The sequence below is a fragment of the Massilia sp. DWR3-1-1 genome, assembly GCF_049898325.1.
Lineage (GTDB): Bacteria > Pseudomonadota > Gammaproteobacteria > Burkholderiales > Burkholderiaceae_D > JAFCUW01.
Genome location: NZ_JAFCXL010000002.1, coordinates 194,539 through 220,537, shown reverse-complemented (window position 1 = coordinate 220,537; position 25,999 = coordinate 194,539). Strand labels below are relative to the sequence as shown.

Annotated in this window: 25 protein-coding genes; 21 read left to right on the top strand and 4 right to left on the bottom strand. The window is 66.2% G+C overall.

The window, feature by feature from the left end; genetic code table 11:
- Positions 1 to 7 precede the first annotated feature (7 nt).
- The 4 genes from nirB to ACP7EY_RS03215 are packed head-to-tail and all read left to right on the top strand — an operon-like array spanning position 8 to position 6,836.
- Positions 8 to 2,539 carry a nitrite reductase large subunit NirB gene (gene nirB, locus ACP7EY_RS03230; protein ID WP_426190408.1) on the top strand — a complete coding sequence of 844 codons (2,532 nt, stop codon included), beginning with the start codon at positions 8 to 10 and terminating at the stop codon, positions 2,537 to 2,539.
- Positions 2,540 to 2,566: 27 nt separating this feature from the next.
- A complete protein-coding gene (nirD, locus tag ACP7EY_RS03225) occupies positions 2,567 to 2,911 on the top strand; it encodes a nitrite reductase small subunit NirD (RefSeq protein ID WP_426190406.1) in 345 nt (114 codons plus the stop codon).
- Entirely contained in the window at positions 2,908 to 4,140 is a 1,233-nt protein-coding gene (locus tag ACP7EY_RS03220; RefSeq protein ID WP_426190404.1) for an NAD(P)/FAD-dependent oxidoreductase, read from the top strand. Before nirD ends, ACP7EY_RS03220 begins: the two co-directional genes overlap by 4 nt.
- Positions 4,141 to 4,151: 11 nt before the next feature.
- Entirely contained in the window at positions 4,152 to 6,836 is a 2,685-nt protein-coding gene (locus ACP7EY_RS03215) for a molybdopterin-dependent oxidoreductase (RefSeq protein ID WP_426190402.1), read from the top strand.
- 16 nt (positions 6,837 to 6,852) lie between these two features.
- Here the strand turns inward: ACP7EY_RS03215 and fliE are convergent, their stop codons facing one another.
- The gene (fliE, locus tag ACP7EY_RS03210) at positions 6,853 to 7,212 is read right to left on the bottom strand and encodes a flagellar hook-basal body complex protein FliE (RefSeq protein WP_426190400.1); all 360 of its coding nucleotides are present in this window, start codon (positions 7,210 to 7,212) and stop codon (positions 6,853 to 6,855) included.
- A 250-nt stretch (positions 7,213 to 7,462) separates the two neighbouring features.
- On the opposite strand from fliE, the gene fliF reads away from it, so the two are divergent.
- From fliF to ACP7EY_RS03125, 17 genes are all read left to right on the top strand, one after another.
- Positions 7,463 to 9,154, top strand: a complete 1,692-nt coding sequence (gene fliF / locus ACP7EY_RS03205; protein WP_426190398.1) for a flagellar basal-body MS-ring/collar protein FliF — start codon at positions 7,463 to 7,465, stop codon at positions 9,152 to 9,154.
- On the top strand, positions 9,147 to 10,142 hold the full coding sequence (gene fliG, locus ACP7EY_RS03200; RefSeq protein WP_426190396.1) for a flagellar motor switch protein FliG: 996 nt from the start codon (positions 9,147 to 9,149) through the stop codon (positions 10,140 to 10,142). The genes fliF and fliG overlap by 8 nt, the downstream gene beginning before the upstream one ends.
- Before the next feature lie 55 nt (positions 10,143 to 10,197).
- Entirely contained in the window at positions 10,198 to 10,824 is a 627-nt protein-coding gene (locus ACP7EY_RS03195; protein WP_426190748.1) for a flagellar assembly protein FliH, read from the top strand.
- A gap of 32 nt (positions 10,825 to 10,856) precedes the next feature.
- Entirely contained in the window at positions 10,857 to 12,278 is a 1,422-nt protein-coding gene (gene fliI, locus ACP7EY_RS03190; RefSeq protein WP_426190746.1) for a flagellar protein export ATPase FliI, read from the top strand.
- Between the two features lie 34 nt (positions 12,279 to 12,312).
- Positions 12,313 to 12,753: a flagellar export protein FliJ gene (fliJ, locus tag ACP7EY_RS03185; RefSeq protein WP_426190394.1), complete on the top strand. Its 441-nt coding sequence runs from the start codon at positions 12,313 to 12,315 to the stop codon at positions 12,751 to 12,753.
- Positions 12,754 to 12,958: 205 nt separating this feature from the next.
- A complete protein-coding gene (locus ACP7EY_RS03180) occupies positions 12,959 to 14,464 on the top strand; it encodes a flagellar hook-length control protein FliK (protein ID WP_426190392.1) in 1,506 nt (501 codons plus the stop codon).
- A 229-nt stretch (positions 14,465 to 14,693) separates the two neighbouring features.
- Positions 14,694 to 15,182, top strand: a complete 489-nt coding sequence (gene fliL, locus ACP7EY_RS03175) for a flagellar basal body-associated protein FliL (protein WP_426190390.1) — start codon at positions 14,694 to 14,696, stop codon at positions 15,180 to 15,182.
- A 40-nt stretch (positions 15,183 to 15,222) separates the two neighbouring features.
- Positions 15,223 to 16,203, top strand: a complete 981-nt coding sequence (gene fliM / locus ACP7EY_RS03170; protein WP_426190388.1) for a flagellar motor switch protein FliM — start codon at positions 15,223 to 15,225, stop codon at positions 16,201 to 16,203.
- Between the two features lie 88 nt (positions 16,204 to 16,291).
- Positions 16,292 to 16,708 carry a flagellar motor switch protein FliN gene (fliN, locus tag ACP7EY_RS03165; protein WP_426190386.1) on the top strand — a complete coding sequence of 139 codons (417 nt, stop codon included), beginning with the start codon at positions 16,292 to 16,294 and terminating at the stop codon, positions 16,706 to 16,708.
- Positions 16,705 to 17,307: a flagellar biosynthetic protein FliO gene (fliO, locus tag ACP7EY_RS03160; protein WP_426190384.1), complete on the top strand. Its 603-nt coding sequence runs from the start codon at positions 16,705 to 16,707 to the stop codon at positions 17,305 to 17,307. The genes fliN and fliO overlap by 4 nt, the downstream gene beginning before the upstream one ends.
- 4 nt (positions 17,308 to 17,311) lie before the next feature.
- The gene (gene fliP, locus ACP7EY_RS03155; RefSeq protein ID WP_426190382.1) at positions 17,312 to 18,076 is read left to right on the top strand and encodes a flagellar type III secretion system pore protein FliP; all 765 of its coding nucleotides are present in this window, start codon (positions 17,312 to 17,314) and stop codon (positions 18,074 to 18,076) included.
- A 19-nt stretch (positions 18,077 to 18,095) separates the two neighbouring features.
- Complete coding sequence (gene fliQ, locus ACP7EY_RS03150) at positions 18,096 to 18,365, top strand: flagellar biosynthesis protein FliQ (protein WP_426190380.1); 270 nt, start codon at positions 18,096 to 18,098, stop codon at positions 18,363 to 18,365.
- Between the two features lie 24 nt (positions 18,366 to 18,389).
- Positions 18,390 to 19,214 (top strand): flagellar biosynthetic protein FliR, encoded by an 825-nt coding sequence (gene fliR, locus ACP7EY_RS03145; RefSeq protein ID WP_426190378.1) that lies wholly within the window; start codon positions 18,390 to 18,392, stop codon positions 19,212 to 19,214.
- 139 nt (positions 19,215 to 19,353) lie between these two features.
- Positions 19,354 to 20,076 carry a YIP1 family protein gene (locus ACP7EY_RS03140; RefSeq protein WP_426190376.1) on the top strand — a complete coding sequence of 241 codons (723 nt, stop codon included), beginning with the start codon at positions 19,354 to 19,356 and terminating at the stop codon, positions 20,074 to 20,076.
- Positions 20,073 to 21,326 (top strand): efflux RND transporter periplasmic adaptor subunit, encoded by a 1,254-nt coding sequence (locus tag ACP7EY_RS03135; protein WP_426190374.1) that lies wholly within the window; start codon positions 20,073 to 20,075, stop codon positions 21,324 to 21,326. Before ACP7EY_RS03140 ends, ACP7EY_RS03135 begins: the two co-directional genes overlap by 4 nt.
- Positions 21,323 to 22,051 carry an ABC transporter ATP-binding protein gene (locus tag ACP7EY_RS03130; protein WP_426190372.1) on the top strand — a complete coding sequence of 243 codons (729 nt, stop codon included), beginning with the start codon at positions 21,323 to 21,325 and terminating at the stop codon, positions 22,049 to 22,051. The genes ACP7EY_RS03135 and ACP7EY_RS03130 overlap by 4 nt, the downstream gene beginning before the upstream one ends.
- A complete protein-coding gene (locus ACP7EY_RS03125; protein ID WP_426190370.1) occupies positions 22,044 to 23,273 on the top strand; it encodes an ABC transporter permease in 1,230 nt (409 codons plus the stop codon). Before ACP7EY_RS03130 ends, ACP7EY_RS03125 begins: the two co-directional genes overlap by 8 nt.
- A gap of 79 nt (positions 23,274 to 23,352) precedes the next feature.
- Here the strand turns inward: ACP7EY_RS03125 and ACP7EY_RS03120 are convergent, their stop codons facing one another.
- From ACP7EY_RS03120 to flgL, 3 genes are all read right to left on the bottom strand, one after another.
- Positions 23,353 to 24,000 carry a nitroreductase family protein gene (locus tag ACP7EY_RS03120; protein WP_426190368.1) on the bottom strand — a complete coding sequence of 216 codons (648 nt, stop codon included), beginning with the start codon at positions 23,998 to 24,000 and terminating at the stop codon, positions 23,353 to 23,355.
- Positions 23,997 to 24,581 carry a flavodoxin family protein gene (locus ACP7EY_RS03115; RefSeq protein WP_426190366.1) on the bottom strand — a complete coding sequence of 195 codons (585 nt, stop codon included), beginning with the start codon at positions 24,579 to 24,581 and terminating at the stop codon, positions 23,997 to 23,999. Before ACP7EY_RS03115 ends, ACP7EY_RS03120 begins: the two co-directional genes overlap by 4 nt.
- A 189-nt stretch (positions 24,582 to 24,770) precedes the next feature.
- Positions 24,771 to 25,991, bottom strand: a complete 1,221-nt coding sequence (gene flgL, locus ACP7EY_RS03110; RefSeq protein ID WP_426190364.1) for a flagellar hook-associated protein FlgL — start codon at positions 25,989 to 25,991, stop codon at positions 24,771 to 24,773.
- Positions 25,992 to 25,999 lie beyond the last annotated feature (8 nt).

The window sequence follows — 25,999 nt, the reverse complement described above, 5'->3', positions numbered from 1 at the left end:
AAGCAGCATGAAAATCATCGTCATCGGCCACGGCATGGTGGGCCATAAATTTCTCGAGTCGCTCGCGCTGGCCTCGCACCCGCAGCTGGACGTGACGGTGCTGTGCGAAGAGCCGCGCGCCGCCTACGACCGGGTGCACCTGTCGGAATTTTTTGCCGGCAAAACCGCCGACGAACTGTCGCTGGTGGCGCCCGGCTTTTTTGAGCAGGGCAATGTGCTGCTGCAGCTGAACACGCGCGCCGTCGCCATCGACCGGGTCAACAAGACCGTCACGGTCGCTTCCGGCGCGGTGCTCGGCTATGACAAGCTGGTGCTGGCCACCGGCTCGTATCCCTTCGTGCCGCCGCTGCCCGGAAAAGAGCGCAAGGACTGCTTTGTCTACCGCACCATCGAAGACCTCGAAGCGATGCGCGAATGCGGCGCCCGTTCGCGCAGCGGGGTGGTGATAGGCGGCGGCCTGCTGGGACTCGAATGCGCCAAGGCCCTGGTCGACCTGGGCCTGGCCACCCACGTCGTCGAATTCGCCCCGCGCCTGATGGCGGTGCAGATCGACGACAGCGGCGCGCGCGTGCTGCGCCGGCGCATCGAGGAACTGGGCGTGACGGTGCACACCCAAAAGAACACGCTCGAGATCGTCGATGGCGAGGACGGCACCCACCGCATGCGCTTTGCCGACGGCAGCTACCTCGATGCCGACATGATCGTCTTCTCGGCCGGCATCCGCCCGCGCGACGAACTGGCGCGCGCGCTCGGCCTGACCATCGGCGCGCGCGGCGGCGTCGCCATCGACGATCACTGCCTGACGTCCGATGCCGACATCTATGCCATCGGCGAATGCGCGGCCTGGAACGACCAGCTGTTCGGTCTGGTGGCGCCCGGCTACGACATGGCGCGCACGGCCGCGCGCCACCTCACGGGCCAGGCTGGCAGCTTTGCCGGCGCCGACATGAGCACCAAGCTCAAGCTGATGGGCGTGGACGTGGCCAGCATCGGCGACCCGCACGCCACCAGCGCCGGCGCACGCAGCTACCAGTTCACCGACGAGCGCAGGCAGGTCTACAAGAAGATCGTCGTCTCCGGCTGCGGCAAGTACCTGCTGGGCGCCGTGCTGGTGGGCGACGCCACCGAATACGGCACCCTGCTGCAGATGATGTTGAATCAAATCGAACTGCCGGCCTCGCCCGAGTTCCTGATCCTGCCCGTCGCCGATGGCGCCGCCCGCCCCGCCATCGGCGTCGACGCCCTGCCCGACACGGCCCAGCTGTGCTCGTGCAACGACGTCTCCAAGGGCGCCGTCTGCGCCGCCGTGCGCGATGGCGCGGTCACCATCGGCGCCCTCAAAAGCTGCACCGGCGCCGGCACCAGCTGCGGCGGCTGCGTGGCGCTGGTCACCCAGGTGATGAAGGCGGAGATGAAAAAGCAGGGCCTGGCCGTCAACAACCACCTGTGCGAGCATTTCCACTATTCGCGCCAGGAGCTGCTGCACCTGGTACGCATCGGCAACATCCGCACCTTCCCCGCCCTGCTGGCGCGCCACGGCAATGGCCGCGGCTGCGATATCTGCAAGCCGGCCGCGGCCAGCATCTTCGCCTCGACCTACAACGACTTCGTGCTCACGCCCGTGCACGCGGCGCTGCAGGACACCAACGACTACTACCTGGGCAATATCCAGAAGGACGGCAGCTATTCGGTGGTGCCGCGCATGCCGGGCGGCGAAGTGACGGCCGACGGCCTGATCGCGGTCGGCATGGTCGCCAAAAAATTCGGCCTCTACACGAAAATCACGGGCGGCGCCCGGGTCGACCTGTTCGGCGCCCGCGTCGACCAGTTGCCGCTGATCTGGCAGGAGCTGATCGACGCCGGCTTCGAGTCCGGCCACGCGTACGGCAAGTCGCTGCGCACCGTCAAATCCTGCGTCGGCTCGACCTGGTGCCGCTTCGGCGTGGGCGACAGCATGGGTTTCGGCATCGCGCTCGAGAACCGCTACAAGGGCTTGCGGGCGCCCCATAAAATCAAGTTCGGCGTCTCCGGCTGCACCCGCGAATGCGCCGAGGCGCAGGGCAAGGACATCGGCCTGATCGCCACCGAAAAAGGCTGGAACCTGTACGTGTGCGGCAATGGCGGCATGAAGCCGCGCCACGCCGAACTGTTCGCCGTGGATCTCGACGAAGCGGCCGTGGTGCGCTACGTCGACCGCCTGCTGATGTTCTACGTGCGCACCGCCGACCGCCTGCAGCGCACCAGCGTCTGGCGCGACAACCTCGAAGGCGGCCTGGCCTACCTCAAGCAGGTGGTGATCGACGACAGCCTGGGGCTGGGCGCCGAGCTCGAAGCGGACATGCAGCGCGTCGTCGACACCTACGCCTGCGAGTGGAAAGCGGCCATCGACGACCCGGAAACGCGCAAGCGCTTCCGCCACTTCGTCAACAGCGACACGCCCGACGCCAACATCGTGTTCCTGTCGGAGCGGGGCCAGATCCGCCCGGCCAGCTTCGAAGAAAAGCAGCGCACCGTGATCCCCATCGCCACTTCGGCCTGACCCCTGATGACCCTTCAAGGAAACCCCATGCAGCGCGACCTTCCCCCCGCCCCGCTCACCGCCGTCTGCGCCCTCGACGACATCCTGCCCGACAGCGGCGTGTGCGCGCTGGTCGACGGCCAGCAGGTGGCGGTGTTTCGCGTCGCCGGCGACGACGCCGTCTACGCCATCGGCAACTACGACGCCAATTCGAACGCCGCCGTGCTCTCGCGCGGCCTGGTCGGCAACCTGGGCGAGCGCCTGGTGGTCGCCTCGCCCATCTACAAGCAGCATTTCGACCTGCGCACGGGGCACTGCCTGGAAGCGCCCCAGCACTCGGTGCCGGCGTGGCGCGCCCGCGTGATCGACGGCATCGTGTGGGTCGGCCAGTGAGCCTGGCAGCGCCGCCGCGCCAGGCGCTGGTGGTGGTCGGCAACGGCATGGCCGGCATGCGCACCGTCGAAGAGCTGCTCAAACTGGCGCCCGAACTGTACGACATCACCGTGTTCGGCGCCGAGCCGCACACCAATTACAACCGCATCCTGCTCTCGCCCGTGCTGGCGGGCGAGCAGGATCGCAGCGAGATCGTGATACATACCAGGAGCTGGTACGAGCAAAACCGTATCACTTTATACACGGGCGACCCGGTCGTGCACATCGACCGCAAGCGCCGCCTGGTGCGCTCGCAAGCGGGCCGCGAAGTCTGGTACGACCGCCTGCTGCTGGCCACCGGCTCGACCCCCTTCATCATTCCCGTGCCCGGCCACACGCTGGCCGGCGTGATCGGCTTTCGCGACATCGGCGACGTCGACGCCATGCTCGCCGCCAGCGCACGGGGCGGCCACGCGGTGGTCATTGGCGGCGGCCTGCTGGGCCTGGAAGCGGCCAACGGCCTGCACCGGCGCGGCATGCACGTCACCGTGGTCCACGCCAGCGACGCCCTGATGAACCAGCAGCTCGACAAGCCGGCCGCGCGCCTGTTGCAACAGGCATTAGAACAGCGCGGCATAGTCTTTCGCATGGATGCCCAGACCACGGCGATCATCGGCCAGGACGCGGTGCGCGCCGTCTGCTTGCGCGACGGCGCCGCGCTGCCGGCCGACCTGGTGGTGATGACGGCCGGGGTGCGCCCGAACATCGCCCTGGCCAGGGGCGCCGGCATCCATTGCGAGCGCGCCATCGTCGTCGACGATACCTTGCAAACGTACGATCCACGCATCTACGCCGTCGGCGAATGCGTGCAGCACCGCAGCGCCACCTTCGGCCTGGTGGCGCCCCTGTGGGAGCAGGCCAGGGTCGCCGGCGCCCACCTGGCCGGTCACGGCCACCGCCGCTACGTGCAGACGGCCACGCCGACCAAGCTGAAAGTGACGGGCATCGACCTGTACTCGGTGGGCGATTTCATTGGCGGCGCCGCCAGCGAGGACCTGGTGCTGCGCGACCCGCGCCGCGGCATCTACAAGCGCCTGGTGCTCGAGGGCGACCGCCTCACCGGCGCGGTGCTGTACGGCGACGTCGCCGATGGCCCGTGGTATTTTGATTTGATCCAGAACCGCAGCAGCATCGCCGCGATCCGCCAGCACCTGCTGTTCGGTGAGGCGCTCTGCAAGAACGCAGCCTGAGGAGGCCCGCCATGCATCCCACCCCGCTCCCCCGCGCCATCCACACCACCTGTCCCTACTGCGGGGTCGGCTGCGGCGTCAAGGCCACGCCGGCGCCGGACGGCACGGTTGCCGTCGCCGGCGATGAAGGCCACAGCGCCAACCGCGGCCGCCTGTGCGTAAAGGGCGCGGCGCTGGGCGAGACGGTGGACCTCGCTGGCCGCCTGCTGCAGCCGATGGTGCGCGAAGACGGCGTGCTGCGCCGGGTCGGCTGGGACGACGCGCTGGCGCGGGTGGCGGACGGCTTTCGCCGGATTATCGACCAGCACGGCCCCGACGCGGTGGCCCTGTACGTCTCCGGCCAGCTGCTGACGGAGGATTATTACGTCGCCAACAAGCTCATGAAGGGTTATATCGGCAGCGCCAACATCGACACCAATTCGCGCCTGTGCATGTCCTCGAGCGTGGCCGGCCACAAGCGCGCCTTCGGCGAGGACATCGTGCCCGGCTGCTACGCCGACCTGGAGCTGGCCGACATGGTGGTGCTGGCCGGCTCGAACGCCGCCTGGTGCCACCCGGTCCTGTTCCAGCGCATCGCCCGCATCAAGGAGGCGCGACCCGACTTCAAGCTGGTGGTGATCGATCCGCGCCGCACCGCCAGTTGCGAAGGGGCCGATCTGCACCTGGCCATCAAGCCGGGCACCGATGTGTGGCTGTTCAACGGCCTGCTGGCCTACCTGGCCGCCGAGGGCGCCGCCGACAGCGCGTATGTCGAGGCGCATACCGACGGCCTGCACGGCGCGCTCGACGCGGCCCGGCCGTGCGACCCGCACAGCGTGGCGCGCGCCTGCCGCATCGACGTCGACAAGGTGCTGACTTTTTATCGTTGGTTTGCCGCCACCGCCAACACCGTCACCGCCTATTCGCAGGGCGTCAACCAGTCCTCGTCCGGCACCGACAAGGTCAACGCCATCATCAACTGCCACCTGCTCACGGGCCGCATCGGCAAGCCCGGCATGGGGCCGTTTTCCCTCACCGGCCAGCCCAATGCAATGGGCGGGCGCGAAGTGGGCGGGCTGGCCAACATGCTGGCGGCCCACATGGAGCTCGACAACCCCGCCCACCGCGCCATCGTGCAGGGTTTCTGGGGGTCGCCGGCGATCGCCGACAAACCGGGCCTGAAGGCGGTCGACCTGTTTCGCGACATCGAGGCGGGCAAGGTCAAGGCCGTGTGGATCATCGCCACCAATCCGCTCGTCAGCCTGCCCGACGCCAACCAGGTGCAGCGCGCCATGGAGCGATGCGAGCTGGTGGTGGTATCGGACATCGTCGCCGGCACCGACACCAATGCCTTTGCCGATGTGCTGCTGCCGGCGCTGGGCTGGGGCGAGAAGGACGGCACCGTCACCAATTCGGAGCGCACCATCTCGCGTCAGCGTGCCTTCCTGGCGCCGCCGGGCGAAGCGCGCGCCGACTGGCAGGTGCTGTGCCAGGTGGCCCAGCGCATGGGCTACGACGGCTTCGATTTCGACGCTCCCGCGGCGATTTTTCAGGAACATGCGCGCCTGTCGGTGGTCGCCAACGAGGGCGCAACGGCGCGCCTGTTCAATTTGCGCGGGGTCGACCAGCTCGACGCCGCGCAGTACGACGCGCTGTTACCGGCGCAGTGGCCGGCGGGACAGGCGCGCCTGTTCGGCGACGGCGTGTTCGCCCACCCCGGCGGCCGCGCCAGGTTCATCGCCACGGTGCCGCGTGGCCCCGCCAACGCCGTCGACGACGACTATCCGCTGGCCCTGAACACGGGGCGCGTGCGCGACCAGTGGCACACCATGACGCGCACCGGCAAGGCGGCGCGGCTGGCCGGCCACACGGCCGAATCGTTCATCGACATGCACCCGCAAGACGCCTTGCTGGCGGGGGTGCGCGCGGGCGAACTGGCGCGCGTGTCGAGCCGCTGGGGCGCGATGGTGGCGCGCGTGCAGCACGGCGGCGGCATTGCCCGCGGCGACATCTTCATCCCCATCCACTGGAACGGCCAGACCGCCTCGGACGCCCGCGTGGGCACGGTGTGCAATCCCGCCGTCGATCCCGTCTCGGGCGAGCCTGAATTCAAGCACACGCCCGTCAGGGTCGAGCCCTTCGGCGTGTCGTGGCATGGCTTCGTGTTGAGTCGCACGGACATCGACCTGGCGCTGGCGGCGCACTGGACCAGGATACGCGGCGATGGGTTTGCGCGTTTCGAGCTGGCCGGACGGGGCACGATTGCCGACCATGCGGCGTGGGCCCGCCAGTTGCTGGGCGTGGACGGCGCCGACGCCGACTGGATCGACTACGCCGACCGCGCCGGCGGCATCTACCGGGGCGTGCATCTGATCGACGGCAGGATCGCCCAGTGCGTGTTCATCTCGCCGCGCCCGGACCTGCCCGCGCGCGCCTGGCTGGCGGGCCTGTTCGGCCAGGGCGAACTGTCGCCGCCCGAGCGCGCCGGGCTGCTCAGCGGCCAGGCCTTGACGCCGGGCGTCGACGCGGGGCCCACCGTGTGTTCGTGCTTCGGCGTGGGCCGCAACACCATTTGCGCGGCGATCGAGCACGAACAGCTGACGACGGTGGCGGCGGTGACGGCCTGCGTCAAGGCGGGCGGCAACTGCGGCTCGTGCGTGCCGGAGATCCGCCAGTTGTTGCAGCAGCGGGCGCTGGAGGGCCAGGTGGCCAGTTGAACAGCCCGAGCGCCCCTTACACCTGCATATTCATGATTTCGTGATACGCCGCCACCATCTTGTTTCTCACCTGCACCGTCGCCTGCATATTGATACTCGCCTTCTGCATCGAGATCATCACGTCCGACAAGTTCACCTTGTCGTCGCCGGCGGCAAACGCGTGGCCGAGTTCCTCGGCCTTGACCCGGCTGGCATTGACCGACTCGAGCGAGGATTTCAAGGCATCCGAAAAGCTGACCTTGGTGGCGCCGCCCGCCTCCGCCACCCCGGCAGGCGCGACCGGTCCGGCGGCCGGCCGGGTGGCCGCTGCCTTGAGTTGCTCCATCATTGCCTGGATGCGGCCGCTGTCGATGCCGCCGAGGGCGCCTATGCTCATCTTGCATGCTCCTTTGTTGCTAGACGTCACGAGAGTACAATGTGTACAAGCTGACTCAGGCTTACACAATAGCAGTGCCAGTGCGGCAATTTCTGACGAGCAGGACGCCAAACCACGCTCTGTTTGAGCGATTGATTTTTCGTTGGGGCAACCATAATGTCGGTCAAGCCCCACTCTCGTCACCCTGGCGTGGGAATCCTTCACCCCTTTGGGCGCCGCGCACACCTCTGGCGCGAACCCGCGGAATGCAATGACCATGGCAGCAGCAGCGGACACTCTGGATCTCACCACCGAACGGCCATCGTTCCTGCAGACCCCGTTCGGCCGCAATATCGCCATCGGTGTCGCTGCCGCCGTCGTGGTGGCGGTCATGGTGGCCGTGTGGATGTGGAGCCAGCAGCCGGAATACCGGGTCCTGTTCGCCAACTACAGCGACAAGGACGGCGGCGCCATCACCGCCTCGCTCGACCAGATGGCGGTCAAGTACAAGTTTTCCGAAGGCGGCAGCGCGATCCTGGTGCCCGCCAACCAGGTCCATGACGTGCGCCTGAAACTGGCCGCGCAAGGCCTGCCCAAGGGGGGCAACGTCGGCTTCGAGCTGATGGAAAACCAGAAGCTGGGCGTCTCGCAATTTCTCGAACAAGTCAATTACCAGCGCTCGCTCGAGGGCGAACTGGCGCGCTCGATCCAGTCGCTGGCGGCCGTGAGCGCCGCCCGCGTCCACCTGGCGCTGCCCAAGCCGCAGGTGTTCGTGCGCGACCAGCAAAAGCCCACCGCGTCGGTGCTGCTGAACCTGCAAACGGGCCGTACCATCGACGCCGCCCAGGTCAGCGCCATCGTCCACCTGGTCGCCTCGAGCGTGCCGGAACTGCCGCCGGCCAACGTCACCGTCGTCGACCAGGCCGGCAACCTGCTGTCAGACACCTCGAACAAGCCGGCCGGCGCCAAGGCCCTCGACCCGAACCAGCTCAAATACGTCACCCAGCTCCAGCAGAGTATCGTCAACCAGGTGCAGTCGCTGATCGAGCCGCTGGTCGGCAAGGGCAATGTGCGCGCCGAAGCGACCGCCGATATCGACTTCGCCCAGACCGACACCGCCGCCGAGAGCTTCAAGCCGAATTCGCCGCCGGAGCCGCAGGCGATCCGCAGCCAGCAGTCGTCGGAGGCGGGCGCGGGCGCCGGCGCCAATGCGGGCGGCGTGCCCGGTGCGCTGTCGAACCAGCCGCCCGGCGCGGCCACCGCCCCCATCACGGCCGCGCCCGGCGCGCCCGGCGCGGCGCCGGCGGCAGGTCCCACGCGCAAGGACAGCACCACCAACTTTGAAGTCGACAAGACGGTGCGCTATGAACAAAAACCGATGGGCGGCATCAAGCGCCTGTCGGTCGGGGTGGTGGTCAACTACCGCCGCCTGGTCGACGCCAAGACGGGCAAGGTCACCATCAAACCCCTGACGGCGGCCGAAGTGGCGCAGATCAACGACCTGGTGCGCGAAGCGATGGGCTTCAACAAGGAGCGCGGCGACACCATGAACGTCACCAACGCGCCGTTCGACGGCGTCGACAAGCCGGAAGAGCCGCAGCCCGTCACGCCGTGGTGGAAGGACAGCGCCAACATCGAGATGGCCAAGGAAGTGGGCAAGTTCCTGCTGGCCGCCGGCGTGATGCTGTTCCTGTGGTTCCGCTTCCTGGGGCCGCTGCTGCGCCCCCTGATGCGCAAGCTCGACGCCCTCACCGCCGACCCGGTGCCGCCCCCCGTGGCGGAAGAGGAAAAGACCGAAGAAGAACTCGCCAGCGAAGAGGTGCGCGAAGAACAGGAAGCGGCAGAGGCGGTGCAGGTCCAGAACGGCTACCGCGAAAATCTGGCGTTGGCGAAGAAGCTGGCGGTGGAAGACCCCCGCGTGGTCGCCAACGTCGTCAAAGCATGGGTAGGCGCAAATGAATGATAACGGTATCCAGAAGGCGGCCATTTTGATGCTGGCCATCGGCGAAGCGGAGGCGGCCGAAGTGATGAAGTTCCTCGGTCCGCGCGAAGTGTTGAAGCTGGGCGCGGCCATGGCCACCATGAAAAGCGTGCAGCACGAGCAGGTGGTGACGGTGCTCGAGTCCTTCGTCGAACAGACGGCGCTCAATTCGACGGTCGGCCTCGATTCGGACGAGTACATCCGCCAGGTGCTCACCAAGGCGCTGGGCGACGACAAGGCCTCGGTGCTGCTCTCGCGCATCCTGGGCGGCAAGGACGCCTCGGGCATCGAAAGCCTGAAGTGGATGGACGCCTCCTCGGTGTCGGAACTGATCCGCAACGAACACCCGCAGATCATCGCCACCATCCTGGTCCACCTCGAGCGCGACCAGGCCTGCGAGATCCTGGCCCACTTCACCGACCGCCTGCGCAACGACGTCGTGCTGCGCATCGCCACCCTCGACGGCGTGCAGCCGGCGGCGCTGCGCGAACTCAATGACGTGCTCACCAAGCTCTTGTCGGGCAACGAGAACATCAAGAAGTCGTCGCTGGGCGGGGTGCGCGCCGCCGCCGAGATCCTCAACTTCATGAGCGGCGAGCAGGAAGGTTCGGTGATGGACAACATCAAGAACTACGACAACGACATGGCGCAGAAGATCATGGACGAGATGTTCGTGTTCGATAACGTGATCGACATCGACGACCGCGGCATCCAGTTGCTGCTGCGCGAAGTGCAGTCGGAAATGCTGATCATTGCGCTCAAGGGCGCCTCGCAGGACCTGCGCGAGAAAATTTTCAAGAACATGTCCCAGCGCGCCGGCGAGATGATGCGCGAAGACCTCGAATCAAAGGGCCCGGTGCGCCTGTCCGAAGTCGAAGCGCAGCAGAAGCAGATCCTGCAGATCGTCCGCCGCCTGGCCGACGAGGGCCAGATCGTGTTGGGCGGAAAAGGCGAGGATTCGTTTGTCTGATTTTCCCAAACCCGGCACCCCCAAGGAGCAGCAGACGGCCTACCAGCGCTGGGAGATGAACTCGTTCGGCGACAACCGCGCCAGCACGCTGGCCGCGCGCACGCCGCCGCCGCCGCCGGAGCCCGTCAACATGGGGCCGACCGAAGAAGAACTGGCGCAGATCAGCGAAGACGCGCGCCTGCTGGGCGAGCAGGCGGGCCACGATGCCGGTTACGCCGCCGGTTACGCCGACGGCCTGGCGCTGGGGCGCGCCGAGGCGGCGGTCGAACTCGAACACCTGCAATCGATCGCCCACGAATTTTCCGGTGCGCTGGCCGCCGCCGACGAGACCATCGCCGCCGACATGCTCGAACTTGCCCTGCACCTGGCCAAGACCATGCTCAGAAGCGCGCTCGAGATCAAGCCGGAACTGGTGCTGGGCGTGGTGCGCCAGGCGATTGACTACCTGCCGGTGGTACAGCAGCCGGCCCTGCTCATTTTGCATCCGCTCGACGCCGACCTGGTCAAGGACAGCCTGGGCGAGGAACTCGACAAGGGCGGCTGGCGCCTGTCGCGCGATCCGACCATGCTGCGCGGCGGCTGCCGCATCGACACCGCCACCAACCAGATCGACGCCACCGTCGGCGCGCGCTGGGAGCGGCTCTCGAGCGCGCTGGGCAAAGACATCGACTGGCTGGCATGACGAGCGCGTCCAAAGTGCCCGCCCGCGGCGGCATGGACGCCACCTACGCCACCGGCTTGCCCGACATCGACGGCCACACGGCGCGCTGGAAAACCTTCCTGCGCGACTGCGATTCGCTGGTCGGCTTCGTCGAGCCGATGCAGGTGTCGGGCCGCGTCACCCGCGTCGCCGGACTGGTGATGGAGTGCGTGGGCCTGCGCCTGGCGGTGGGCAGCGCCTGCACCATCCCGATGCCCTCGGGCGTGCGCATCGAAGCCGAAGTGGTGGGCTTCGACGGCGAGCGCCTGTTCCTGATGCCGCAATCGGACGTCGAAGGCGTGGTACCGGGCGCGCGCGTGTTCCCCGTCGAGCCCTCGATTCCCCGCCCGGGCAGCGTGCTCCATCCACGCCGGCGGCCCAGCGACCGCGCGCGCCATCTGCCGGTTGGCATCAAGCTGCTGGGCCGCGTGGTCGACGGCGCCGGCCGCCCGCTCGACGGCCTGGGGCCGCTGGGCACCGATGAAATGGCGCCGATCAACGCGCGCCCCGTCAACCCGCTCGACCGCGCGCCCATCACCGACACCCTCGACGTCGGCGTACGGGCGATCAACGCCATGCTGACGGTGGGCCGGGGCCAGCGCCTGGGCCTGTTCGCCGGCACCGGCGTGGGCAAATCGGTGCTGCTGGGGATGATCGCCCGCTACACCACCGCCGACGTCATCGTCGTCGGCCTGATCGGCGAGCGGGGCCGCGAGGTGAAGGAATTCATCGAACAGATCCTGGGACCGGAGGGGCGCGCCCGGTCGGCCGTGGTGGCCGCGCCCGCCGACAGCCCGCCGCTGATGCGCTTGCAGGGCGCGGCGTATGCGACGGCCATCGCCGAGCATTTCCGCGACCAGGGCAAGAGCGTGCTGTTGATCATGGATTCGCTGACCCGCTACGCCATGGCGCAGCGCGAGATCGCGCTGGCGATCGGCGAGCCGCCCGCCACCAAGGGCTATCCACCGTCCGTATTCGCCAAGCTGCCGGTGCTGGTCGAACGGGCCGGCAATGGCATCGAGGGCGGCGGCTCGATCACCGCCTTTTATACCGTGCTCTCCGAGGGCGACGACCAGCAGGACCCGATCGCCGACGCCGCCCGCGGTATCCTGGACGGCCACATCGTGCTCGACCGCCACCTGGCCGAAGCGGGCCACTATCCCGCCATCGACATCGAACAGTCGATCAGCCGCGCCATGCATGGCATCACCTCGACCGCCCACCAGCAGGCGGCGCGCAAACTCAAGCAACTGTATTCGCGCTACGAACGCTCGCGCGACCTGATCAGCGTGGGCGCCTACGTGTCCGGCAGCGATCCCGTGCTCGACCAGGCGATCGCCCTGCACGACAAGATCGAGACCTTCCTGTGCCAGGAGATCCACGACAAGGAAGACATGTTGCAGAGCTTGGGCCAACTTACCACTCTGTTCGGCTGATCGGCTGTAAGGACGCCGCTCTATACTGTGCAACATGGCCAATCTCTCCGCACTGACAACCCTGATCGGCCTGGCCCAGCGTGACACCGACGCCGCCGCCAAGAAGCTGGGCGCCGAACTGGCGGCGGTCGACGAGGCGCAGCAGAAGTTGACGATGTTGCACGGCTACCGCGACGACTACGCCAGCAAACTCGAAGCGGCGCAAATGAACGGCATCACCCCGCTGGCGTACCACAATTTTGTCGCGTTCATGGGCAAGCTGGACAACGCCATCAACGGCCAGCACGAGGTGGTCAAGCAGGCGCAAGCGAAGAGCGTGATGGCAAAAACGACGTGGCAGGTGTGCGAGCGCAAACGCCTGTCCTACCGCACCCTGAGCGAGCGGGCCGCGGCCGAAACGCTGCGTGTCGAGAACAAGCGCGACCAGAAGCAGATGGACGAACACGCGGCCCGCCAGGCCTACTATAAAAGATGACTGGCGCTGCACTTAGTGCCTATCTCAGTAGAGGGGAGGAAGCGGATGGCGATGACTGGCAAGCGCGGGCCAGGCGCGAGGAGGCGGCATGGCTAGCCATGCAACGACGAGCAACGCCGCCCCCGCTTGCCAGGCGCGGCAGCAGCGACTCCAATCTACTGGGATAGGCACTTAGACCCAGGTTCTTACCGACGACTGACAGATCATGCAAAATTCGACACTCACCACGCTTGCCGCCCCCCCGACCACCAGCAACGGCGGCATCCCGCAGCGCCAGTCCGGCGCTGCGGCCGCCGACGGCACCCAGTTCGCCCAGGCGCTGTCGCGCCAGTTGCAGCAGCGCCAGCAGCAGGCGGCGGCCCAGCCGCCCTCTTCCAGCACCCCCGTCAAGACGAGCAACAGCGCGGCGGCAGTGCCGGCCGCGCCGGCGGCCAGTCCGGCGCCCGTCGCGCCCGTGCGCAGCGCGCCGTCAACGTCGGCGTCGACCACGGCCACGGCGGCGAATGCTGCCAGCGCGGCCGATGCAGACCGCGCGGCCGATCCATTGACCGCGGCGGATGCCGCCGCCACCGCCACCACGGCGCCCGCCGGCGGCAGCGCCAAGGCGGCCGATGCGCCCGGCGCCTCCGCCAGCGCCAGCGAGGACGACGCCGATCTCGGCGCGGCCAGTCCGATGGCCGCGCTGATTGCCATCGTCGCCAGTTTCAACCAGCCGGCAACGGCGCAGCCCTCGAGCCGGCCTGACGCCAAACGCGCCGACCCGCTGGCCGCCGCCGACACCACCGCTGCTGCCAGTGCGCTACCCGTGGCGACGCCGGTCGCCGTGCCGGCCGCGGTGCCGGTGCTGGCGGCCGCCGCCCCGGCTCCGGACGCCGCCGCACCCGCGAAGGCCGCCGACGTGGCCCAGGCACTGCCGCAGTTGTTCGAGCGCGCCCGGGCAGGCGCCGCTGCGTCGGCCGATGGCGACAACGCCGCCGATGCGGCCGTCGTCGGCGCCCCCCCCGGCAAAGCCGCGGACGCGCGCGCGGCGCTGGCCGGCGCGCCCGCCGGCGTCGCCGCACCGGCCGCCGGACTCGATGCCGCCCCCAAGGCGGGGTCGTTCGCCGGCACGCTGCAGACCAGCGTCGATGCCGTCAGCGCCCGCGTTCCCGAGCGCAGCGTCGATCCGCTCGCTGCGCGCGAGCCGGCGCCGGGCGCGCCCTTGTCGGCGCCGGTCCAGCAAGCCTCGCTGTCGATGGTGCAGGCGGCCGGCGCGCCGACCGACCGCCTGGCCGCCACCGTCGGCACCCCCGCGTGGGACAAGCAGGTGGGGCAGAAAATCATCTGGATGGCCGCGGGCCAGGAGCACAGCGCCACCTTGACGCTCAATCCGCCCGACATGGGACCGATGCAGGTGGTGCTCAGCGTGAGCAATGACCAGGCCCAGGTGACGTTCTCGGCGGCCCAGCCGGAAGTGCGGGAAGCGCTCGAGCAGGCGCTGCCACGCCTGCGCGAAATGATGAGCGAAAGCGGCTTGTCGTTGGGCAATGCCAGCGTCAACGATGGCTCGGCGCAGCAACGCCAGGGCGAGCAGGCCAGCGGCCAGGGCGCGCGCGCCCGCTTCGGTGGCGGTGGCGGTGGCGACGGCAAGGCCAGTGCGGCCGGTGCCGACGTGGCGCCGCGCGCGGGGCGCATCCTGGGCGGCGGCGGCGCGGTCGACACCTTTGCCTGAGCACGGGCGGCAGCGCGGCCCCGTCGAAGCGCTGCCACATTGCTGATTCGACGGACATAAGTTGTCAATCAATTAGCAAGCAGGCCGTGCAACCGTGACTGGCACTGAAGTTGCGCGCATTAAACGTCTCTTTTCAAGGCATGGCCCGCCTTATTTTTTCCCGATAATGACATAATACCGGCGTGAACTATTCCCGCCGCTGTTGGTACCTTGAAAGTGAAATGCATCTATGAAAGCTGACCCAAAAGCTGCGGCAGCCGCTGCGCCGGCAGGCGGATCGAAAAAGAAGATCATCATCATTGCCGCCGTGTTGCTGCTCGCCGGTGGCGGTGGCGCCGGCTGGTTCCTGATGAAGCCGAAAGCCGAGCATGCTACACCGGCGCACAAGACGGAAAAGGTCGAGCCGCCCGAATACCTGCAAGTCGAATCGTTTACGGTCAATCTGCAGCCGGAAGGCGAGCCGCAGTACTTGCAAATTGCCATGACCTTGCAGGTGCAGGGGCCCAAAGAGGCGGAATTGATCAAGGCAAACATGGCCAAGGTGCGCAATCGCATACTGCTGCTGTTGTCGGGCAAAAAGGCCTCGGAGATTTCCACCGTCGAGGGCAAGCAGCAACTGGCCAAGGAAATCGTCACCTCCATCAAGGAGCCGTTCACGCCCAAGGGCGATGATCAAAAAGTCGATGACGTGTTGTTTACCGCGTTCATTATCCAGTAGCCTTCACCGTTAGCAGCAGTTTTTACCGGATACACGATTCATGGCCGACAATTTCCTGTCACAGGAAGAAGTTGATGCCCTTCTCAAGGGGGTCAACGGCGATCAGGACGACGCTGCCGCGCCCGAAGAAACCTCGGGTGTCCGCACCTATAACCTGGCCACCCAGGAACGCATCGTGCGCGGCCGTATGCCGACGCTCGAGATCATCAACGAGCGCTTCGCCCGGCTGCTGCGGGTGGGCCTGTTCAACTTCCTGCGCCGCAGCGCGGAAGTGTCGGTCGGCTCGGTGCGCGTGTCGAAATACAGCGAATTCATCCGCAACCTGGTGGTGCCCACCAATCTGAACCTGATCCACATGAAGCCCCTGCGCGGCACCGCCCTGATGGTGTTCGATCCGGGCCTGGTGTTCCTGCTGGTGGACAATCTGTTCGGCGGCGATGGCCGCTTTCACACCCGTGTCGAGGGCCGCGACTTCACGCAAACGGAGCAGCGCATCATCTTGCGCATTCTCGATATCGTGTTCGAGGCCTACACGAAATCGTGGGAGCCCGTCTTCCCCGTCGAGTTCGAGTACATCCGCTCGGAAATGAACACCCAGTTTGCCAACATCGCCACACCCAACGAGGTGGTGGTGTCATCGACGTTTACGGTCGAGCTTGGCTCCGTGTCGGGCCAGATCCACTTCTGCATGCCGTACTCGATGATCGAACCGATCCGCGACGCGCTCACCTCCAGCCTGCAGGGCGAAGCGCTGGAAGTGGACAAGCGCTGGATCCGCCTGATGACGCAGCAGATCCAGGTGGCCGAGGTGGAAATGGTGGCCACGCTGGGCACCGGGCGCGCTTCCTTCGACGATATCCTGAACATGAAAGTGGGCGACATCATTCCCCTGAACGTGCCGGAACTGATCCAGGCCACCGTCGATGGCGTGCCGGTGATGGACTGTACCTACGGCGTGTTGAACGGGCAGTACGCGCTCAAGGTCGAAAAGCTGCTGGCCAACAGCGAATCATTGAAATAATCCCCCCATTGACCGCGCCAGCCTGGCGGCCGCTAGCAGCACCAGTTGCAACAGTTGCAGCAATATTGCAGAAACTCAGGAGAACACGATGTCCGACAATCAAGACGACCAAAGCATGGACGACGACTGGGGCGCGGCGATTGCCGAGCAGGCCAAGGCGGAAGCCGAAGCCTTGCAGAACCAGGCCGCCAGCGCGGCCGTGTTCAAGGATTTTTCCAGCAAGGGCACCCGTAGCGACACCCCCAACGACATCGATTTCATTCTCGATATCCCGGTCCAGCTGACGGTGGAACTGGGCCGCACCAAGATCGCCATCAAGAACCTGCTGCAACTGGCGCAGGGCTCCGTGGTCGAGCTCGACGGCCTGGCCGGCGAGCCGATGGATGTGCTCGTCAATGGCTGCCTGATCGCCCAGGGCGAGGTGGTGGTGGTCAACGACAAGTTCGGTATCCGCCTGACCGACATCATCACGCCCTCCGAGCGGATCAGAAAACTCAACAAATGATGGCATGCCGCGCTCGCCTCTTCGCCTGCGTGCTGGCCGCCTGCTTGCTGGGCGGCGCAGCCCAGGCGCGACAGGCGCCGGCGACTGCCACCGTCCCCACCAGCGCGGCGTCCGACCTGGCGAGCACGCCGGCGCCTGACCCGGCATCCGGTCCAGTGCCGGCATCTGGTCCAGTGCCGGTATCCGGTCCAGTGCCGGCCACCGGCGCCGTCCAGCCCTTCGCCGGCGCCGCCGCCGGCAGCCTGTTGCAAACCATTTTCGCCCTGTGCGTGGTGCTGGGCCTGCTGGCCCTGTTTGCCTGGGCCATGAAGCGCTACGGCCCCAGGGCGACGGGCGGCTCCGCCCATATTCGCATGGTGGGCGGCCTGAACCTGGGCGGACGCGAACGCATCATCGTCGTCGAAGTGGGCGATCAGTGGATCGTGGTGGGCGCCTCGCCCGGGCGGGTCAACGCACTGGCAACCATGCCGAAACAAGGCGACGGGCAAGCCGGTGCGGGCGCCGCACTGCATCCCCACCAGCCAGGTGCGCCGAGCTTTGCCGCATGGCTGAAACAGACGCTCGACCGACGCAATGGCGACGCAGGCAATGGATCTTAAAGTAATGGCAACTACGGCAATCGCATCGAAAAAAAACCTGTGGCTGGCCGCTGGCCTGGCCGCCCTGGCCGTCCCCGCGCTGGCGCTGGCCGCACCGGGCATCCCCGCCTTCACCAGCAGTCCCGCGCCAGGCGGCGGCACCGCCTACAGTTTGCCGGTGCAGACGCTGCTGTTGATGACGGCACTGACCTTCCTGCCGGCGGCGCTGCTGATGATGACCAGCTTTACCCGCATCATCATCGTCCTGTCCCTGCTGCGCCAGGCGCTGGGCACCCAGTCGGCGCCGCCAAACCAGGTGATGGTGGGACTGGCCCTGTTCCTGACCCTGTTCGTGATGGGGCCCACCTTCGACAAGATTTACACGGATGCCTACCTGCCCCTGCAAGAGAACAAGATCCAGATGATGGAAGCGATGCAGAAAGGCGTCGAGCCCCTGAAGAGCTTCATGACCAAGCAGACGCGCCAGGCGGACCTGGCCCTGTTCGTCAAGATTTCGCGTTCACCGGCGCTGCAAGGGCCGGAAGACATTCCGCTGCGCATACTCATTCCCGCCTTCGTCACCAGCGAGCTGAAAACGGCCTTTCAGATCGGCTTTGCGATTTTCATCCCCTTCCTGATCATCGACATGGTGGTGGCCTCGGTGCTGATGTCAATGGGCATGATGATGATGTCGCCGGCCGTGATCTCGCTGCCCTTCAAGCTGATGCTGTTCGTGCTGGTCGATGGCTGGCAGCTGATGCTGGGCTCCTTGTCGCAGAGTTTTTACTAGACCCCCACAGAAAGACGCCATGACTCCCGAATCCGTCATGACAATGGGCCGCAACGCCATGGAAGTGACGCTGATGGTCGCCGCGCCCATGCTGCTGGTGGCCCTGATCATCGGCCTGATCGTCAGCATTTTCCAGGCCGCCACCCAGATCAACGAAGCAACCCTGTCGTTCATCCCGAAACTGATCGGCATCTTCGTCGCCCTGATCGTCGCCGGCCCCTGGATGCTGGCCGTCATGCTCGACTACATGCGCCAGGTGTTCAACGGCATTCCCGGCCTGATCGGCTAGCTTGCGCGCCCGCTTCGTCTCCCCGTGATCACGCTCACCAGCGTCGAGCTGAACGCCTGGCTGGCAGCGTTGCTGTGGCCGCTCTCGCGCATCCTCGGCCTGATCGCCGCCTCGCCCCTGTTCGGCAACACGGCCGTGCCCGTGTCCGTCAAGGTGTCGCTGGGCGTTTTGCTGGCCGTCATCATGGCGCCGGCCATCGGCGCCTTCCCCGCCGTCGACCCCATGTCGATGCCCGGCATGCTGATCCTGGTGCAGGAAATGCTGATCGGCCTGGCGATGGGATTTACCATGCGCATCGTGTTTGCCGCCATTGAAATGGCCGGCGAGGTCAGCAGCCTGACCATGGGTCTGGGCTTTGCCAGTTTTTTCGACCCCAACACGGCCGGCCGCTCGTCCGCCGTCAGCCAGATGCTGACCCTGATCGCCACCATGGCCTTCCTGGCCATGAACGGCCACCTGGTCCTGCTCGAAGCGCTGGCGGAAAGTTTCATCACCATGCCCATCTCGGCCACGCCGATGTCGTCCGGCGCCCCGCTCGAACTGGCGCGCTGGGGTGGGCGAATTTTCACCACGGGTCTGCAGTTGTCGCTGCCGATCGTCGCCGCGCTGTTGCTCACCAACGTGGCGCTGGGCATCCTGACGCGGGCGGCGCCCCAACTGAACCTGTTCGGGGTGGGCTTTCCCGTCACCCTCACCGTGGGCTTCCTGATCATCGCCACCACCCTGCCCTACCTCAATATGCCGCTGCAGAACTGGTTCAACCAGGGCATCGAGGCGACCCGCTCGCTGGGACGCACTGCCACGGCGCGTACGCCAGCGCCACGGCCGCCGGCGCCGCTGCCACAGTAGCGCCGCGCCTGGCGGCGCCGATAAAAAGATTGTCATTTAGTGCAATACGGCATGTTATGCTAATGCTCACCAGCCTGTTACGCCACGCTGGGGGCACTGCCCAAGCGCAGTCTCGATCACATTTCTTTACCGGGAAATCATGGAACTGTCCACCTCCGCCAACACCGGCAACACCTCGCCCTTCGCCGCCCTGATTGCCATGTTCTACGAGCCCGGCAAGGCATTCGCCGCGCTGCGGCAGCGCCGCGCCGCCTGGTTGCCCCTGCTGTTGCTGATGCTGTGCTCGGCTGGCTTGTTGTTGTGGTACTTCAAAATCGTCGATGTGGACTGGCTGCTCGATCAAATGTTTGCCGGCATCAAGGATGCGGCGCAGCGGGAGAAATCGCGCGCCGTGATGAGCCGGCAAGTGCTGATGGTGTCCGGCATGGCGCAGGCGCTGGTCGGCCTGCCCGTCATGTTCGCCCTCGTCGGTGTGTACTTCATGTTTATCGGAAAAATCTACGCCAAGGAATTCACCTTCGGCGCCGGCTTTGCACTGGCGGCCTGGGCCTCGGTACCGGCGCTGCTGACACTGCCACTGGGCGCCATCCAGATCCTGCTCTCGTCCGGTGGCCAACTGGGCATCTACGAGCTCAACCCACTGTCGCTGAACACCCTGCTGTTCCACCGGCCGATGGGCGACCCGATGGCCTCGCTGCTGGAAAGCGTGAATGTGATCAGCATCTGGAGCGCCGTGTTGATGGTGATCGGCTTCCAGAGCTGGGCCCGGGTCGCGCGCGCGGTGGCGCTCAAGGTGGTGCTGATTCCCTACGTGATCATCTACGGCGCCTGGCTCGCATTTGCACTGAGCAAGGCAGCATGAAGCGCAAGTATCTCGTGGGGGCGGGCGTGCTGGTGCTGCTGTGCGTGCCGGTGCTCCTCAAGGTGACCCGCAGCGATCCCGCCCAGGCCGTCGACGTCGAGGCGATCGCTTACCACGACATCAAGTCGTCGATCCTCGCCTCCGGCCACCTGCTCTATGAAGAGCAGGTGCTGCTGTCGCCGGAAGTGATCGGCAAGGTCAGCACCATCTTCGTCAAGGAAGGCCAGCATGTGGCCAGGGGCGATTTGCTGATGCACCTGGACGACCAGAGCTACCGCGCCGAAGTGGCGCAGCAAGAGGCGGCGGTGCGGCAACAGCGCATCGCCATCGAGCAGCAACAACTGAACCTGGCGAACCAGCAAAACCAGTATCGCCGCAAGGTCGAACTGCACAAGATGAAGATGCTGGCCGATTCGGCCATCGACGACGCCCGGTATGCCGTCGAACTGGCCGGCATCGATCTGCGCAATGCCCGTTCGCGCCTGGAGCAGGTCGATGCCATCCTGAAGCAGGCCAGGGAGCGGCTGGCCAAGACGAATATCGCCGCGCCCATCGCCGGCACCATCACCGCCCTGAACATCAAGGTGGGCGAAACAGCGGTAGCGAGCCAGGTGGGCATCGCCGGGTCGAGCCTGCTGACGATTGCCAACACGGACACCATGATCACCGAAGTGAACGTCGATGAGGCCGACATCGCCCAGGTGGGCGTGGGCCAGGAGGTGGCCATCCATACCGCCGCCTATCCCGAGGTGGCGATCAAGGGAACCGTACTGGCCATTCCCCTCTCGCCCAAACAAAATGCCACGGCCCAGGGCCAGGGCAACACCTCGCTGGCGCGCAACTACAACATCAAGGTGAAACTGGCCGACAGCAAGGGCTTGATTTTGCGCCCGGGCATGACCTGCCGGGCCGAGATTTTTACCGCCAGCAGCGGTAAATCGCTGTCGCTGCCCCTGCAGGCGGTGCTGTCGAACAACGACGAGAACACCGAACTGGCGCCCAAAAAGGGCGACAAGAAGACCCGGATCGCCGTCAAGACGGAAAACTACGTGTTTGTGATCAAGGATGGCAAGGCCGACCGGCGCATCGTGACGCTGGGCCTGTCCGACGACAGCCAGCAGCAGATCCTCAGCGGCGTGGCGGCGGGCGATCCGGTGATCACGGGCCCGTATAAAACCCTGCGGCGCCTGAAACAGGGCGAGCGCATCAGCGTCGACGGGGCGGGCGCAGCGGCCAAGTCGAAGACATGAACGGGGACGACGCGCTGATCCGCCTGCAAGGGGTCGCCAAGCACTACCAGATGGGCGAGGAGACCATCTGCGCGCTCAACGGGATCGACCTGCGCATCATGCGCAACGACTATATTGCCTTCATCGGCGCCTCGGGCTCGGGCAAGTCGACCATGATGAATATCCTGGGCTGCCTCGACACGCCCACCCACGGCCAGTATTTTCTCAACGGGCGCGACGTGGCCGGCATGAGCGAGGCGGAACTGGCGCACACGCGCAACCTGGAAATCGGCTTCATCTTTCAGAGTTTTAACCTGCTCACCCGCGCCACGGCGCTGCAAAACGTCATGCAACCGCTGATCTACCGCGGCATGCGCCCGGCCGAACGGGCGCGCCGCGCGCGCGAGGCACTGGCGCGGGTCGGCCTGGAAAAACGCCAGGACCACTTGCCGAACCAGTTGTCGGGCGGCCAGCGCCAGCGCGTGGCCATCGCCCGGGCGCTGTGCAGCGAACCATCGATCCTGCTGGCCGACGAGCCCACCGGCAACCTCGATTCGAGCACCGCGGCCGACATCATGGCCCTGTTCGACACCCTGCACGGGGAAGGCCAGACCGTCATCGTGGTCACCCACGAAGCCGATATCGCCGCCCATTGCCGCCGTGCGGTACGCCTGCACGACGGCCGCGTCCAGAGCGACGTGCAGAACCCGCCCCGCCAGGGCCACGGGGAGCGGGCCGGTGTTTAGCATCCTGGAAAGTTTGCGGTCGGCCCTGCAGAGCATCCGCGCACACAGTTTCCGCAGCTTTCTGACTTCGCTGGGCATCATCATCGGCGTCGCCTCCGTGATTGCCGTGGTATCGATGGTGCAGGGCCTGTCGGCCTCGATCAGCAGCCAGTTCAAGGACATGGGCGCCAACGGCCTGTCGATCAAGTCCTATACCCCGTTCGAAGAAGCGCTGCAGGGCAAGCACAACGTGCTGGGCCTGAAGGACTATGAAACCATCATCGCCCATATCGACGACATCAGCCACGTTTCGCCCCAGTTCGGGCCGTTCGGCCAGTTTGGCACCACGGTGCGCCATGCGGGCCAGTCCGCCTTCACCCAGGTGCGCGCCGTCACCAGCGCCTATGAAAAGGCCAACCAGGTTTTTCCTGCCACGGGCCGCTTCATCAGCGGCAGCGACGATGTGTCGCGCCGGCGGGTGTGTTTTATCGGCGCCAAAGTGCTGGAAAACCTGAAGCTCAGTGGCAGCCCCATCGGCCAGTTCATCGAAGTGGGCGACGAATGGTTCAAGATTATCGGCGTGGGCGAGGAACGGGGCGAAACACTGGGCATGTCGCGCGACGACTATATCCTGATCCCGTTTTCGGTCGGCATGGCCATTGCCGGCAATGATTCCAGGCTGGACATCAATATCAGTTTTACCGTCAATGAAATCGAGCAACTCGAAATCGTGCAAGGACGCCTCAATTCCCTGCTACGCAACACGCACCGCCTGAAGCCAGGCCAAGCCAATGATTTCAAGGTCGAGACGTCCCAGGAAATGACGGAAACCTTCAATGCCATCATCGCCATGATGACCATGGTACTGGGCGGGATTGTCGGCGTGTCGTTGCTGGTGGGTGGCATCGGCATCATGAATATCATGCTCGTGTCGGTCACCGAACGCACGCGCGAAATTGGCATCTGCAAGGCGCTGGGCGCGCAGCGCCACCATATCTTGCTGCAATTTCTGCTTGAGGCGACCTTGCTGTCCGTGCTGGGCGGCCTGATTGGCCTGGTGCTGGGCTATGCGCTGGGCTTTGGCGCCTCCCGCATGATTCCCGATTTTCCGGACGCCGTGGTGCCGTGGTGGGCGGTGCTGATGGCCTTCGGCTTCTCGAGCATGGTCGGCATCGTGTTTGGCATCATGCCCGCTGCCAAGGCGGCGAATTTGAATCCGATCGATGCCCTGCGTTACGAGTAAGGTGCTGGGGGCGCGCAGCGACAGGCGATGACGACCTACCTGACTATCCCTCGACAGTGCTGATGCCTGGCGCCGATGTTTAATGGGGCAGCCCAGCGCTCCGCTTCGGATGGCGGGGATAGCCGACCGACTGCGCCAGGATAATCCGCTGCCCTTCGCGCAAGTGCATGGCGCCGGCGAGCGCGGGACGGTCGACCCAGGCACGCGCCACGGTGGCCAGGCCCTGGGCGGCGCAAAACAGGTAGACGTTCTGGCTGATGTAGCCCGTATCGAGCGCGGCATAGAATTTTTGCTCCCTTGTGGGCGCGTGGTCCATGCGGGCCAGGTCGGCGACATAAACCAGGTTGACGGGGGCCTGGGCGACGAAGTCTTGCCAGCCGGTGGCCCCGCGCAGGTCGTCGCTGCTTAACTTGCGCAAGGCATTGCCAGCGGCCTCGTACAAAAACAGGCCGTCCTCGCGGGCGACATAAACATCGATTTCCTGCCAGTTCTTGGCCGTGGGATTGGTGCGCAAGCCCGTGTCGTCGCGGTTGACCCCGCCAGCGGCCCACAGCAACTGTCCCAGCAGCGCGGTTGACAGCGGGGTGGGCGCAAACTCCCGTTCGCTGTGCCGTTGTGCAAGCACCTGCAACAGCGCCTGGCCCAGCGCAGTCATACCGCTGGCCGCCTCGTGGGGCGGCAGTTGGTGCAGGTCGGCATCGGCCGACAGGAGCGTGGGCGTGCTCATGGGGCACTGCCCGAAACGGCAGAACCGCCCGGCGCCGACGAGGCGGGCGTTTGCAGGGGCGCTTGCTGGCCGGCGGCCTGGCCATCGGCGCCGCCACGCTGCAGGCGGCGCAGCGCCAGCGAGGCGGCGAAGTCGCGCACGGCATCGACATGGCGGCCGGCCCGCACGTCCTGCTCGCGCAGGCACAGGGTGGCCAGCGGCTCGCGCTGACACAGGCCCGCCATGGCCTGCATGACGGACGCGCCGCCGCTGCCGCCCATGGTGCAAAACAGCGCCACGTCGCGAAAATACGGACGCTGCTGCAGGATGTACTGCCGGATCGGTGAACTCATGTGACCCGCCCACACGGGTGTCCCCAGCAACAGCAGCGGATAGGCGTCGGCACTGTGCCGCAAGGGCGCAATGGGCGCCGGTTGCCCGCTCAGGGCTTGCCACGCGGCGCGCAGATAGCCGGGCACGCCAGTGATGGGTTGCACCGCGCGCAAGGCTTCGAGCTCGGCGCCGCACACTTCGGCAATGGCCCGGGCCACGGTGGCCGTGACCCCGGAACGCGAGTAATAGACGATCAGGCAGGGATCCATGATGCCTCCAACTCCAGCGAACATCGATATGCGTTGGACCGGTGCCGACCTCCCAAGTTCTTGCGCGCGTTTGAGAAATATCAACTACTAATGATGCCTGGGACCACAGTGAAAGTGGCGCACCGCCATGAAAAAACCCGCCCGCCAGCCTGGACCGGGGGACGGGTGAGCGCGCCAGCGCTGGCGCGATCAGCTGATGTAATTAAACAGCGACAGCCCCGAGATGGACGTGAAGGTTTTTTGCGCCGCCTGCAGCGTCTGGGTCTGCTGCGAAAACATCGAGATGGCCGAGACGATGTCCAGGTCCTGCAGGCCCGACAAGGTGGCCGCATATTGCAGATCGATGTCGCTGCCGATCGAGTCGAGCGAATCGAGCTCTTTCATGCGCGAGCCCACCGACGAGCGCACCGCCAGCACATTGTCCAGGCCCAGCGCCAGGTTGCCGATGGCGTCCTGCAGGCCCTTGTCGAGCGTCGCCTTTTCCTTGTCGGTGGTGGCCGGCGCGCGCAGGGTGTCGATCAGCTTGCTGACGGTGGTAAACAGCGACTGGCGGTCGCTGGGCTTGACGGTGAACTGGTCGCCATCGCCCGGCGTGCCCTTGATGTCGAACTGCTGGCCGGCCACCGTGATCGCCTGGCCGGCAAGATAACTGGCGCCACTGACCATGGCGACAGGCGGCGCGGCCGACTGGTCGGTGATGGTGTAGGTGGTCGCGCCCGTGTTGGTGACGGCGAAATCGAGACTGTAGTTGCGGCCCGTGAGCGCGCTGGGGTTGACCACGCTGCCGCTACTGACCACGCCGGTGCCCGTGTTGCTGGGATTGGCGGCGGTGGCGAAGGTGCCGTTGGCGGTGGCGATGCCGGTAAACACCGAGCTGCCCGCGTCGTTGATGGCCAGCTTGCGCGCGCCGGCCACCTGCAGCTGCACTTCGCCCTGGTCGCCGTTGTAGTCGACCGCCGCGCCATTCTTGACGAACGGCGGGGTCGATGAGCGAAAGCCCGAAAACACGTAACCGCCATTGCCGTCGGAACTGTTGGCCAGCGCAATCAGGTCGTCCAGCCGACCCTGCAATTCGTTGGCGTAGGTGGTGCGGTCGGCGGCGGCATTGGTGCCACCGCCGGCGGCCACGGCGATGCCCTGAACGTCCTGGATCAGCGATTGCACGCCCGACAGCACCACCTCTTCCTGCGACAGCGACGAGCGGGCGTTGGCGCGGTTGGTGGCGAACTGGCTGTTGATCGACTGCGACTGCGTCACTTCGAGCGCGCGCGCCGAGGCGATCGGGTCGTCCGACGGCGCCAGCAACTTCTTGTTGGTCGACAACTGCATTTGCGTGCGCGCCAGCTGGGTCTGCAGCGTGCCCAGTTGGGTGCTTGAGGCGGCGTACATCGAATTGGTGCTGATACGCATGATAATCC